The organism is Acaryochloris sp. IP29b_bin.137 (assembly GCF_028285745.1).
Taxonomy (GTDB): Bacteria; Cyanobacteriota; Cyanobacteriia; order Thermosynechococcales; family Thermosynechococcaceae; genus Acaryochloris.
In genome coordinates this window covers 1-12762 of record NZ_JANQOP010000046.1, presented here as the reverse complement: position 1 = coordinate 12762, position 12762 = coordinate 1, and the positions used below count along the sequence as shown (strand labels likewise).

The window sequence follows — 12762 nt, the reverse complement described above, 5'->3', positions numbered from 1 at the left end:
GCGTAAATTTTAGGCTTATAGTTTTATATCACCTTGAACAGAGTCAATTACGCCGATATTGTTAACGTTGCCGCCTGACATCTGACCAATCACAACCCCTTGGTTCTCATCAACATTTTGCTGAGCAACATTTTGGTTAGCTGAAGGTTGAATATCCGCAAAGATTTCTGCAATAGCAGCTTCTAATTCTGAATCATTGGCCAAAATCGCTGCTAATTCCTCTTGCAAGGCTTCCTTCCAAGCAGCACTATCGGGAGATGTCGCCAGCTTCTCAGCAGCGATCTGCGCTGCAGCTTCAGACTTTACCTTAGGGTGCAACTTACCCCAAATCGCTTTTGCTTTTCCCCAGGTATCCTCCCCTAACTTTTTGGCGGCCCCATCTAATGCTGAAGCACCAACTTTTTTCATCAGGAATGGCAAACAGGGAGCTAAGAATGAAGTCAGCGCGATAATATCCATAACTAATAATTTTTGATAAAAAGCATAAATTATTCCCTTTATCACACAAATTCGGCTTGAATACTATGGATATAAGAGTTCTTTAAACGTAAGGATTTAGGTGGTAAGGGATTGATAAAACAGAGGGAATGGCTAGGGTATCAATATGCCCCCTTCCGAATACCATCCCTTGCAAATCGTGAGCAACTAATCCAACAATCAAATGAATAGTGAGTTGATCTGGTATTGCGCCTGCAAGAGGTGCTTCAACACTGACTTGAAGAAGTCGACTGCTTAAAGAATAAGGAAACCAGCGATAATCAAAGTTCCTCAAAACCGCCTTCTAGTTACTCAGCATAAAAAATGAACTTTAGGAGCTGTTTTGAATCTCTAAAAGCCTTATCAGGAATAAATTGTCATCAAAGTGGGCGATACTGGATTTGAACCAGTGCCCTCTTCCGTGTGAAGGAAGCGCGCTACCCCTGTGCTAATCGCCCTTGGGCTACTCAATTTAGCATGATCACCCTGCTGAAGCAACTGTGAGCAATGATTGGCTCAAAGAAGACCCTTATTGGTATTCGACTTAAAAACAATTAGGCATTGGAAATTATTCACTCACTTAAATTAAGGAAAAGTAAAGTTGTCTATGATTTGATCAAGTAAGTATCGGATAATACAAAAAACTGGTTAGAAAAAAGTAAGCACCATATAAATAAAGTGTCTTATGAATATCAAATCACCTAAAAAATTGGACTTATCTCCAACGTCTACCCAGCAACAATCCAACATGATGACAAGCTTGCAACATCGCATAGATGTTGCCAAGGCCAAGCATGATCATCGCTTACTTAAATTGCTCAGGAATGAGCGCACTCAACTTAAATCTCGCTGGCGTCAGGCTCCATCACTCACTCTACAAATGCCAAGACTTGCCCAGCTGTGGCAGCGCATGGCGAGAAGCATAACCTCTCGAACACAACTCAGCATCGAACGCCGGATCACCGCCAAAGGTGAAGAATGGTGGCATGTCGCCGATCCTCGCTCTGGTAAAACTTTCAATGCTGAATCCTTCGGTGTTGCCATGCACTGGATTGAGCAGAATCGATTAGGGCATTAACCGCTTTGACGCCGCGCTTAATGCCGGAAATTTGAGATTGACCTCGCCTGTGATCTTGGGGCTGGCCTTCTGTATGATCAGAAGAAACAAGCAGCTGGCATCCCCATGAACGTAGTCGTAACAGGAGCAACCGGATTTGTAGGCCAACGCCTCGTTGAACGGTTGCAAGAAGAAGGCCATCAAGTTTTAGCATTAGTCCGAAGTCCCGATAAAGCGGCTCAGCTTTTCCCCGCCCAACAGTTCCCTAACGTCGAGATTCAAGGCTATGAGCCCCAAGTTTCAGGGGACTGGCAAAAAGCGCTATCCGGTTGGGATGGGGTTGTCAATTTAGCAGGAGAACCCCTTGTGGGGGATCGCTGGACCCCCAGCCGTAAAAAAGAAATTATCAACAGCCGCGCCGTGGGCACGCAGAAACTGGTCGAGGCTATTGCTGCGGTTGAGGACAAGCCATCAGTCCTGGTGAATGCGTCTGCGATTGGCTTTTATGGCACCAGTGAAACGGCCACTTTTGATGAATCGAGCGGCCCTGGCAATGATTTTTTGGCAGAAGTTTGTCAAACCTGGGAGAAAGCAGCCCAAACTGCCTCGGATGCTGGGATACGATTAGTTATTTTTCGCATCGGCATTGTTTTAGGCAATGGCGGGGCCTTAGCCAAAATGCTGCCGCCGTTTCAGATGTTTGCGGGGGGGCCCATTGGCAGTGGCAAACAGTGGTTTTCCTGGGTACATCGAGATGACTTGGTCAACCTTATCCTCACGGCCCTGACGGATACCCATAAATCTGGCGTTTACAATGCCACGGCCCCCAATCCAGTGCGGATGGCTGAACTGTGTGAGTCTCTTGGCAAAGTCCTTAATCGTCCTTCCTGGCTTCCAGTTCCAGACATTGCGTTGGAGCTACTTTTGGGGGAAGCGGCCCAATTAGTTTTGGAAGGACAAAACGTACGACCAGAGAAAACTCAGGCCGATGGATTCCAATATAAATATGAGACCATTGACTCGGCCCTTCAACAGATTTTGACCTAATGGCGCTTCAACGAATTCTGTTCCTCCATCCCAATTTCCCGGCTCAGTTTCGGCATTTGGCGATGGTGTTAGCGAAGAGTCCAAAGCATCAAGTGGTGTATGGGACGGCTCGGGAAGAGGGACAGATTCAAGGAGTCCAGAAGATTCTGTACAAACCGTCACGGGAAGTCCGCCCCGAAACCCATCACTATGTTCGCCCTCTAGAGAGCGCGGTGTTGGAAGGACAGGCGGTGTATCGGATTGCCCAGCAATTGAGCGAGCGGGGATTTGTGCCGGATGTGGTCTATGCCCATTCTGGGTGGGGACCGGGATTATTCGTAAAGGATATTTTCCCGAAGGCCAAGTTCTGCTGCTTTTTCGAGTGGTACTACCATGCCCACGGCACTGATGCTGATTTTGACCCCGCTGATCCCTTAGATGCTGATGCAGAAGCCCGTATTCGGATTAAAAATGCCCCGATTTTATTGGATTTGGCGAGTTGCGATTATGGCCTATCCCCTACTCAATGGCAGCGCCATCAATTCCCGCCAGAATTCCATAGCAAGATCAAGGTTTTACACGACGGCATCGATACGGAGTATTTTCAGCCTAAACCCGGTGCCAAACTAGTTTTGCCTGACATTAATCTGGATTTGTCAGCCGTGGATGAAGTCGTCACCTATGTGGCACGGGGCATGGAACCTTATCGGGGGTTTCCTCAGTTTATGGAAGCTATGGCTCTGTTGCAGCAAAAACGACCCCATTGTCATGCAGTCATAGTAGGGGCGGATCGGGTAGCTTATGGCAAAAAGCTGCCCAATGGCAAAACCTATAAGCAGCATATGTTGGAGACCTTGCCCCTAGATCTGTCGCGGCTACATTTTACGGGGCGGTTGCCCTATAGCCAGTATTTGCAGGTGTTACAAGCTTCTTCCGTGCATGTTTATTTAACTCGGCCCTTTGTCTTGTCTTGGTCCATGCTGGAATCTATGTCCGCGGGCTGTTTACTGGTGGCATCCGATACGGCCCCAGTAACGGAAGTGATTAAGGATGGCCAGAATGGCCTACTCGTGGACTTTTTCTCGCCGCAACAGGTGTGCGATCGCATCCAAGAAGCCCTCGATCACCCTGACGGCATGGCCGAACTCCGAGCCAATGCCCGTCAGACCATTCAGAAAACCTATGACTTAGCAAAGCTATTGCCCCAGCACCTAGACTGGTTAACTCGCTAAGGGCTAACCCACTTTTTTGGAAGCCAACACCTTAATTTTCGTCACTAGCGTCTTTTTCAAAATCTCATAATCCGTTGCAGACCCAGAATTCGGTTTAGGGAAAAAGTCTAGGGCACCTGCCTGCATCAGATTAAAAATATTGTCTACATCGGAAGGATGCACACTATTGCTGATGACTAGTATGGGACGGGGAAAGTCCTTCATCACCTTTTCGGTGAATTCTAAACCGTCCATATTGGGCATCTGCAAATCGGTGCAAATGACATCTGGCATGGTTTGAGCAATGACTCTTAACCCTTCATTCCCGTCCTGGGCGGTTCCCACAACGTTGACTTCTGGGGCAGAATCCAGCAATCGATTGAGAATCTGGAGGGCAACTCCAGAATCTTCAACTAGAACTACTTTGATCGGATCTGTCATGACGCAATTAACCTCCTTAAGGTCTCGATAAGCAATGTTTGATCAAAATCACCTTTGGTTAGGTAAGCGTTGGCCCCCGCTTCCTGACCGCGACGTTTGTCTTCTTCCTTCGCTAGGGTCGTGACCAACACAATGGGAAGCTGCTGGTATTCCTGTCTCTGACGAATCTGGGCCGTCATTTCCAGTCCAGTTAAATTGGGCATTTCCACATCAGACACCACCGCATCAAAGCGATCAGCCTGCAGCTTCTCCAATCCCTCTTGACCGTCTACTGCTGCAGTGACGTCATACCCAGCTCCTTGCAGAATCCGTTTCATTTGCGTTCGGATTGGTATGGAATCTTCAACCAACAACACCTTTGATGTCACGGCCTCATGCAGATGTTCGGACAAGGTTAGATCGTCCATGCCTTGGGTGGCTTGTAGGAAATCTTGAGGATTGAGTACCATACAAATCTCACCATTTCCCAGAATAGTGGCCCCGGTAATGTTCCGAATGCGTTTCAGCAATTTACTCTGGGGTTTTAGCACAATATCCTGCTGATCTACGAGTTGATCGATAAATAACCCCAAGCGTTCTGAACCAATTTGGAGAATGACACAAGGAATATTGGTGCGTTCAGTTTCGTGTCTATCCTGTTCGGTTGGTAATTCAAGAACATCACTTAGCCACATTACAGATAAGGGTTGGTCTTGATCCGTAATGGTAGGATGCCCTTCCAACGAAAAGATTTGGTCAGGGGTGACACTGATCATCTTGTCCACATATTCCAAGGGAATCGCGTAAGGATGCTGATTTACCTCAACAATAAGGACTGCAGTGGTGGTTAAGCTAGAGCTGAGAGTGAGCTGAAAGGTACAGCCTTGGCTGGGAATCGAACGAACTTGAATGGTGCCTTGTAGTCGTTCCACGTTGGCACGAACCACATCCAAGCCGACCCCTCGGCCCGAAATCTCTGTCACTTGGGTCCGCGTTGAAAAACCGGGTGCAAAGATCAGAGATTGGACTTGGCTGGTGGTCATGCGGGCTAACTCGGCCTCAGTATGTAGCCCTCGTCTGATGGCCGTTTCTTGGATTTTGGCCAGCTCCAACCCTCGGCCATCGTCGGTGAGTTCAATGGCAATACTACTGCCTAATTGATACGCCCTTAAGCGGAGGGTAGCTGTTTCCGGCTTACCCATCGCCATTCGTTCGGTTGTTGTCTCGATGCCATGGTCGATGGCATTGCGAACCAAGTGGGTTAAGGGAGCCTGCATCTGTTCCAAAATGTTTTTATCTGCCAGGGTCTCTGTACCTTCTAGAACCAGCTCAATCTGTTTTTGCTGTTGTTTGGCAAGATCCCGCACCATGCGAGGGAAGAGTTGAAATAGACCGGCCACGGGCAACATGCGCAAATTGCGAATGCCGACTTCTAATTGGTTCGCCGTAATATCCAAGCGAGTTGAATCTTCTCCCACTTGGGCCTTTAGATTTTCAATCTGAAAACTGAGGGCTGAGAGACGCTGTTGATGAACTTGCAAGACCTGATCCACCAACATGGCATCGGCCGCAGAGAGTTGCTGTTTTAGCGGCGTTAAACTCAACTGATGGGCTTGTAAATCAGTGGTCCATTGCTCCCTAAGGGTGGCTAATTGTTCCACTTCCCCAAGTCTCTGGGCAATCCGAAGTTTCGTAACAGCCAACTCACTCGCCTGAGTCATCAATTGATCCAGCTTGGCTGCCTCTACCCGCACGGTATCCACCTGATAAGGAGAGGTGGTCGGTGTTTCAGCGGGCTTAGATTGTCCCTGATCGGAGGGAGATTGTTTGAGAAGTTGATTCAGTTCAGCCGCTAAATCGGGCTCAGTCTCTTCCGCTACTTGTATCAAGGTGGCAGCAGGGTCAATCTCTACCGTTTCATCCCCTTGGATGATATCTAGGGTCGCTGCAGGTCCTGAAGGGATGTCCGCATCATCGCCAGCCATCAACTGAGCCATGACGTGGAAAACACTCACATCTGTCTGTTCCCCAGTCACTGCCGTATGGGCAATTTTACGAACTGCATCCAAACCAGAGTAAAGGCGATCACATAACCCAGACGATAAAACTCGATCCCCTTGCTCAACCTCAGACAAAAGATCTTCCATCTGATGGGTCACGGTCTCAGCATCACCAACCCCTAGCATCCGCGAATCCCCCTTAAGGGAATGGGTTGCTCTTAGGAGAGCTTGTAACTGCTGTTGATCCCCTGGGTTTTTTTCCAAATGGATCAAACCTGCTTCTATGGTTTCGATATGTTCGGCACTGGCAGCTTTGTAAAGTCCACGCAGTTCGTCATCTTCGATGAACATGGTTGTTATGCTTGCTTAGATAAAGGGTGGGGAAAAGTAGGAAAGAGCCTTCGCTTGGGAGTCGAAAGAACCCAGGCAATCAAGGGTTTCTTTCCTAAAAATAAGGCCGTCTTAAACCGTAACAGCCAATTGTTGAGCAACGTCTGTTAGCTGTTCTGTGGTGGTATTCACCTCACTCACAGCAGAGGCGGTTTCTTGGGCACCGAGGTTAATGGTGTTAATCGCGGAAACCGCTTGCTGAACCACAACCGCCTGTTGCTTAGAACTTTTAGCAATCGTTTGACTACTATCAAACACGTCTTGAATCGACTGGGCCATTTTGAGAATCACCTCATTGGTGGATTCCGCTAGTTCAATCCCTTTCGTTGCCGTTTTAGTCCCTTCATCGGTTACCATCACGGTGCTGTTAATGGAAGCTTGAATGTCACCCACCAGGGTATTAATCTTGTCGGCGGAACTGCGACTTTGGTCTGCCAGCTTCCGAATTTCACCGGCAACCACCGCGAAACCTTTTCCTTCCTCACCGGCTCGAGCTGCTTCCACCGCAGCGTTTAGGGCCAGCATGTTCGTTTGGTCTGCAATGCCAGCCACCAGCTGAGACACCGTCGAAATCTGCCCGGTTTGTTCACTCAACTGCATAATCTGTTCGGCAATTTCTCCTACTTTGGTTCGGAGTTCGCCAATCCCTTCCACGGTTTCTGCCACGGATTGAGTTCCATTCTTGGAGAGTTCCAGGGCTTCTTGTGCCCCTTTGGCTGATAAATCAGCTTGCTGGGCCGCTTGCATAGAAGACATCCCTAGACCTTCAATGGTGACCGTTGTATCTTTAACGGATTGGGTTTGTTCGTTGATGATTTGCTCTTGTTTGCCAACGGTTTCCGCAATCGCGTAAGAGCTGGTGGCCACAGATCCCACAGAACTGGTCAACACTTTTGAAGCTTGCTGAATGGTCCAGAAAATAAATCCCAGAACGATCAGGTTCAATGCCAACACAACGTACTGGGTATTGCTTAGCCCTTGAACGTTATTCGTGGCTGCATTTTCAGCGGCAAACACAGCTTCGTTGGTTAATTCAAAGAATTTTTCGCTCTCATCAATGACCTGAGCTTTCATACTAGGATTTGACCGATATTGCTCAATCATCTGTCCCAATACTTGCCATTCAGCTTCTACAGCCTGAATTTTGTCTAGGAACGCGGCATCTGTGGCCTTGGGCAGACCCAGTTCAGCATCTCCGTTAATCAATCCGTTGATGAGACCATCAATTTTCTGGCGAAGTTGATTATCCGCTTTGCCATTCGTCTCTAATTTAACCAAGCGCTGGGTTGCCCCCCGAACAATACCGGCGTTGTTCACAACCGTACCGTCGTTTGTGTTGCGACCAATATTGCTAACGGTGTAAGCAGTGGTGCCTAGGGCAAAAACCGTCAAGCCGGCAACGGTCCATCGGAGTTGGTTCGTAATTTTCATGGGATTCCTTGTGTCCTCTGACTGATAAAAGTTTGATAAGAAGTCCGCAAATAGCGGTCACGTAAAGATTGATTGGCCATTCCTGGCCCTAGGTCAGCTCAGTTAAGCCACACTCAAGACTCCTTGGCTAATCATTTTGGGTAGATCCAGAAGATTGAGGTATTGATTGTCATAGAGAATCATTCCCTGCAAAAACTCACGGTAAGTAGCGGAGACAGCGGCTGGAATTGGGGCAATCTGGGCTGATGATAAAGCGGTCACATCGATCACCTCATCAACGGTGAGACCCGCCACCACATCATTCACCTCGAATACGACTGCTTTTTGGGGAGAATCACTGGATTCGTCGGACAGATTTAAAGCTTTTTGGATATTCACCAAGGTCATGACTTCCCCCCTTAAATTGATATTGCCCACAATATGTTGGGGGCAACAGGGAATGGGGGTCACGGACCGAATATTGATAAATTCCCGAACCCAACTTAAGTCCAGACCAAAATACTGATTGCCCAGGCCCACAACGGCTAGAGACCGCAAATCAGCAGGATCGGTGTCGGTGAGTGCCTCCCTTAAACTGGCTGCCCGCTGCCGAAAAACGTCTTGATCAGCCTCAGATGCGTCGGGGCAGTAGCGCTCGAAAAAAGTGCCTAGCTTAGGAGGTTGAATGGTGGTGGGTTCAGGGTCAAATGCCTCTTCCAAACCAGTCTCTAATGGCTGATCTGATTCAGACTCAGCTGCTTCTAGATCAGCCATTAACATTTGCTCTGAATCAGACTCAGAGCCTTCCAGTAGCGCCTCCCACTGTTGATGCAGGGCTGCGATCTCATCTGGATCTTCAACCTCTTCCAGTGACTCTGATGATTGCTCTGATTCTAGGTTGAGTGGAATTTCCGGAAAGTCAGGCTCTGCCCTATCCAGTTCAGATTCCCAGACCAGGCTAGCGACCTGGTCCGGCTGGCGGACCAGGGAATCTGGGTTGAGAAACACAATAGGAACCTCTAATTCCCGGGTGACGCCTTTGATGTAAGAAGAAGCTTGAGGTCTTCCGTATTCAACCGATGTATCAATCGCAGACGCGTCAAACGTGAGTACATCTTGGACTTGATTAACGACGATTCCGACTTGAATGCCTTGCCAGTCCATAACGATGACGGCATCCTTGAGCTTACAATTAGGCTGAGATTGGCCCAATCGACAAGCTAAATGCATAACAGGGACAATTTTTCCCCGTAGATTCAGCATACCGATAATATCGGGCGGTGCTTCTGCCAGAGGTGTTAGTTCCGGTAACGGAAAAACTTCTTTTACGAGCTCAGCATCAATTCCATACCGCAACTCTTGCAGCTGAAAGATCAGATAAGCTTGACTGTCCATAACAATACGTCCTTACGAAGAATATCGAACCCGCTACCGACTCACTTGAGGAGAAGGGATATATTTTTCGATAGCAGCGAGTAATTTTTCTTTTTCAATCGGTTTGGTTAAATAGTGGGTTGATCCCGCCATTTGCCCTTTCATTTTGTTGAGCAATCCGTCCTTAGCCGTCAGCATAATCACCGGCAGATCCTGAAATTGACCAATAGAGCGTACGGTGCGGCAGAGTTCAAAACCATCAATATCCGGCATGGTCACGTCCAGCAGCAATAGCTCCACGGAGTTATTGTTGAGGACATGCAGGGCATCAATGGCGCTATTGGCGGTCAAGACCTGATAGTATTCGCCGATAGCTCGTTTAATCAGGGTTTGCACCACGAGGCTGTCATCCACACTTAAAATGACGGGCAAGTCCTTCCGCTCTGAACCGATTAGCGGAGCCACAATCTCAGGCTGACCCCCCGTAAAAGTGATCCACCCCTGCTTGTGCCACTGCAGATATTGTTTTCCTAAGGCCAATGGATCTTGCTTGGCTTCGGCAGCAATTTGGAGCAAGGACCGCTGCCCATCAATCCAAGTTTGCAAATGTTGCTGGGCAAAAACATCGTCTACGGTATGGGTTTTATTCACCCGAATGGTATGGGGTACCGCGTCCATTGAGGGGATATCTGGAGCTAGGGCAGCCCAAGCTTGTTGGCGTTTCTCAAGGGAAGTTTTGAGCTTTTGCCAATCCAGTCCATGGCGATCTTCGCCATAAACCAGATCAAAGGCCGTTTGAGGGTTGACAACCAGTCGACCTTCGTAGGGTAAAAGCAGGTCCAGCCTCAACACCGCTTGGTTATACATCAACGTTTCAATCTCATTCCACTCAAACAGATTGATGCGGGTATAAATGGATAAATAGGCGTGAATAGAGTTTGAATCTTTAACCTTTTTTTCTGCCATTTTAATGGCAGCATTCATGATTTTTAGATTCAGCCTTTTACCAATATCTTGAGAGAAATGAGTGGGATTAGGCAAGGCCTCACCCACATAAGTAATGGCTCCTTCTTTAAAGAAAATAATTTGGGAGCGTACGGTGTTCTGGCTATTAATAGATACATCGACGTAGGCTGCTCCCGTAAAGCCTTTTTGATGTAAATCCTCCAAAGACTGTAGTAATTTTCCAGTTTGAAACTGAAGCATTATTTACCATCCAGATAAAGCATTATTTTTCTCTTTAAGTACAGGATTGAAGACGCCAAACCCAGGATATTCAGTGAATAATAAGAAGCCCTGATAGACGTCTTGAATGAGTCTTTTTTATCAAATAACTGAACCCTATACTAAAAGTGACCAATCGCAATCATCGACCTAGGTTGTTTGGCGATGTACATGTTGAACATCCTATGGGTGGGACTGCAGAAGATACATTCTCTAGCGTGCCCATCCGACAACGACTCTTTTGGATCTTTCGTAAAGGAAAAATTAATTTTTTTAGCTTGAATGTCCTAATGCCAGCAACATCTCCCTATATCGCACATCTATGATCCTTGAATCCTTCTCAGGGAAAGGAATTCAACTATTCTTTAAGCCGATACTTTACTGGACGGCAGGTATTTGTCGATCGCATTCAGTAGCTTGTCTTTCCTGACGGGCTTGGTTAGGTAATGGGTTGAGCCTGCCATTTGGCCTTTCACTTTGTTGACCAAGCCATCCTTGGCCGTCAGCATAACCACGGGTAGATCTCTGAACTTAGAAATTCCCCGAACGGTTTTACAAAATTCCAAGCCATCAATATCCGGCATGGTGACATCCAACAACATCAGATCTACCGGTTGGCTATTCAAAAGGCTGAGAGCATCCACGGCATTGCTAGCAGTCAAGACCTGATAAAAATCACAAAGGGTCCGTTTAAGCATAGTTTGCACCACTAAGCTGTCATCCACACTTAAAATCAAAGGCAAGCGCTGGAGAGCGGTGGTATTGGGACTCTCCCCCATATATTGAGGTTGATCGCCAGAGAATGTGACCCAACTCATTTTTTGCCAATGGAGGTATAGATGCCCCAACTCCAGTGGATCGCGTTGCAGCCCTTCGGCAATGTCCAGCAGCGAGCGCTCACCATCAATCCATACGCTTAGATGCTGTTGGGCATATTCATCGGCGACGGTCTGACCATCCCCAGGTACCTGGGGATGCGGGATGGCATCCATGGACGGGATTGCAGGGGTCAAGGAGGCCCAGGCCTGTTGCCGTTGAGCTAAGGATAGGCAAAGCTGTTGCCAGTCAAACCCATGCTGATCCTGGCCGTAGGCTAAATCGAAATCTGTCGTTTCTTCTAGGCATAGGGTACCTGCATGGGGCCAAAGTTGATCGAGGCACAATACGACCTGCGATCGCATCGCCTTCTCCAGGGCATGCCAATCAAATAAGCCCAGGCGTAAATAAATCGCTAAGTAAGCCTGGATGGAGTGAGCATCTTCAACCTTTTTATTTGCCAACTGCATCGCAGCCTTCATCACCTTGAGCTTCAACTTCTCTCCAATCAGTGTTGAAAACTCAGGGGGAGTGGGTAGGGTCTTGCCAACGTAGGTAATCGCCCCCTTCTGGAAGAAAACAACCCGAGATCTAACTTCTTCAGAATGTCCAATGGATACATCAATATGAGCTGCACCCGAAAATTGATTGTGATGCAGCTGATCCAGTGTCTTTTGTAATTGTCCCGCTTCAAATTGAAGCATTAGATTCTCCCCCAAAATAATATGAAGCCCAATTCTAGAACTTAGGCAAGGATGTTATTGACAGATAGTAGGTGCTATTAAAAGTTAGCAGAACTCAAGCACAAAAATATCTTCGAAAGGAGCGTTATATATAACGTTGATCGAGTTAGTGAAAGCGCTCAAACTCTCTGAGAATAATCACATTAGGCATCCATTCCCTAGTTTACCCATTAATAAAGAAGGATGATGCAAAGGGATTAGAAAATCATTTTTTTGACGGACAATTATCTTACAAGCCCAATAAAAAGGGTTTAGAAAGAAAAAATAACCCGATTTTTTCTTGTATCAAACACTACAAAATAAATCCATATGGTATAAATTGATACTTTCTCTTCCCTCTTACCAAAACGTCTTTAAATCCAGGTGGAAGGCCCTGACTTTTATCTAGAAATCGGGAATCTCTCAGGGAAAACTCATTCCGCTTCGTTTTAATGGGGCTGTGGACAAGGAGGCCCTTGAGTTTGCTAGTCGAGGCACCCTCTGCCCGTTACATTGATGCTGAAATCCTCTCGATAGATGACTTGAAGCTGCAAAAAACAGATAAACATGGCATAGTGCCCATGAATGACCATTCATTACAAATCCATCGTTGACCGCTATGACGTATTTAGAAT

General features: G+C 47.3%; 10 protein-coding genes and 1 tRNA gene. 3 read left to right on the top strand and 8 right to left on the bottom strand.

The window, feature by feature from the left end; all coding sequences use genetic code 11:
- Nucleotides 1-15: 15 nt before the first annotated feature.
- The gene (locus Q0991_RS03560) at nucleotides 16-504 is read right to left on the bottom strand and encodes a hypothetical protein (protein WP_299485576.1); all 489 of its coding nucleotides are present in this window, start codon (nucleotides 502-504) and stop codon (nucleotides 16-18) included.
- Between the two features lie 359 nt (nucleotides 505-863).
- Nucleotides 864-935, bottom strand: a tRNA-Val gene (locus Q0991_RS03555).
- 227 nt (nucleotides 936-1162) lie between these two features.
- Between Q0991_RS03555 and Q0991_RS03550 the strand changes: the two genes are divergently transcribed.
- The 3 genes from Q0991_RS03550 (at nucleotide 1163) to Q0991_RS03540 (ending at nucleotide 3792) form a co-directional block, all read left to right on the top strand.
- Nucleotides 1163-1555: a hypothetical protein gene (locus Q0991_RS03550; protein WP_299485574.1), complete on the top strand. Its 393-nt coding sequence runs from the start codon at nucleotides 1163-1165 to the stop codon at nucleotides 1553-1555.
- Between the two features lie 105 nt (nucleotides 1556-1660).
- Nucleotides 1661-2581, top strand: a complete 921-nt coding sequence (locus Q0991_RS03545; RefSeq protein ID WP_299485572.1) for a TIGR01777 family oxidoreductase — start codon at nucleotides 1661-1663, stop codon at nucleotides 2579-2581.
- Nucleotides 2581-3792: a glycosyltransferase family 4 protein gene (locus Q0991_RS03540; protein WP_299485570.1), complete on the top strand. Its 1212-nt coding sequence runs from the start codon at nucleotides 2581-2583 to the stop codon at nucleotides 3790-3792. The genes Q0991_RS03545 and Q0991_RS03540 overlap by 1 nt, the downstream gene beginning before the upstream one ends.
- A gap of 3 nt (nucleotides 3793-3795) precedes the next feature.
- On the opposite strand, the gene Q0991_RS03535 is transcribed toward Q0991_RS03540, so the two are convergent.
- The 6 genes from Q0991_RS03535 to Q0991_RS03510 all read right to left on the bottom strand — a co-directional run bounded on the left by Q0991_RS03535 (nucleotide 3796) and on the right by Q0991_RS03510 (nucleotide 12109).
- Nucleotides 3796-4212: a response regulator gene (locus Q0991_RS03535; RefSeq protein ID WP_299485568.1), complete on the bottom strand. Its 417-nt coding sequence runs from the start codon at nucleotides 4210-4212 to the stop codon at nucleotides 3796-3798.
- Entirely contained in the window at nucleotides 4209-6542 is a 2334-nt protein-coding gene (locus Q0991_RS03530; RefSeq protein ID WP_299485566.1) for a hybrid sensor histidine kinase/response regulator, read from the bottom strand. The genes Q0991_RS03535 and Q0991_RS03530 overlap by 4 nt, the downstream gene beginning before the upstream one ends.
- Before the next feature lie 111 nt (nucleotides 6543-6653).
- On the bottom strand, nucleotides 6654-8012 hold the full coding sequence (locus Q0991_RS03525) for a methyl-accepting chemotaxis protein (protein WP_299485564.1): 1359 nt from the start codon (nucleotides 8010-8012) through the stop codon (nucleotides 6654-6656).
- Nucleotides 8013-8114: 102 nt separating this feature from the next.
- Nucleotides 8115-9386 (bottom strand): chemotaxis protein CheW, encoded by a 1272-nt coding sequence (locus tag Q0991_RS03520; protein WP_299485563.1) that lies wholly within the window; start codon nucleotides 9384-9386, stop codon nucleotides 8115-8117.
- A gap of 33 nt (nucleotides 9387-9419) precedes the next feature.
- Complete coding sequence (locus Q0991_RS03515) at nucleotides 9420-10571, bottom strand: response regulator (RefSeq protein WP_299485561.1); 1152 nt, start codon at nucleotides 10569-10571, stop codon at nucleotides 9420-9422.
- Nucleotides 10572-10954: 383 nt separating this feature from the next.
- Nucleotides 10955-12109 (bottom strand): response regulator, encoded by a 1155-nt coding sequence (locus tag Q0991_RS03510; protein ID WP_299485559.1) that lies wholly within the window; start codon nucleotides 12107-12109, stop codon nucleotides 10955-10957.
- Between the last annotated feature and the right edge of the window lie 653 nt (nucleotides 12110-12762).

Coding starts and splice junctions, on each gene's coding strand:
- Q0991_RS03545 (WP_299485572.1), top strand. CDS start 1,661: ATGAACGTAGTCGTAACAGGAGCAACCGGATTTGTAGGCCAACGCCTC.
- Q0991_RS03515 (WP_299485561.1), bottom strand. CDS start 10,571: ATGCTTCAGTTTCAAACTGGAAAATTACTACAGTCTTTGGAGGATTTA.
- Q0991_RS03540 (WP_299485570.1), top strand. CDS start 2,581: ATGGCGCTTCAACGAATTCTGTTCCTCCATCCCAATTTCCCGGCTCAG.
- Q0991_RS03510 (WP_299485559.1), bottom strand. CDS start 12,109: ATGCTTCAATTTGAAGCGGGACAATTACAAAAGACACTGGATCAGCTG.
- Q0991_RS03550 (WP_299485574.1), top strand. CDS start 1,163: ATGAATATCAAATCACCTAAAAAATTGGACTTATCTCCAACGTCTACC.
- Q0991_RS03530 (WP_299485566.1), bottom strand. CDS start 6,542: ATGTTCATCGAAGATGACGAACTGCGTGGACTTTACAAAGCTGCCAGT.
- Q0991_RS03525 (WP_299485564.1), bottom strand. CDS start 8,012: ATGAAAATTACGAACCAACTCCGATGGACCGTTGCCGGCTTGACGGTT.
- Q0991_RS03535 (WP_299485568.1), bottom strand. CDS start 4,212: ATGACAGATCCGATCAAAGTAGTTCTAGTTGAAGATTCTGGAGTTGCC.
- Q0991_RS03520 (WP_299485563.1), bottom strand. CDS start 9,386: ATGGACAGTCAAGCTTATCTGATCTTTCAGCTGCAAGAGTTGCGGTAT.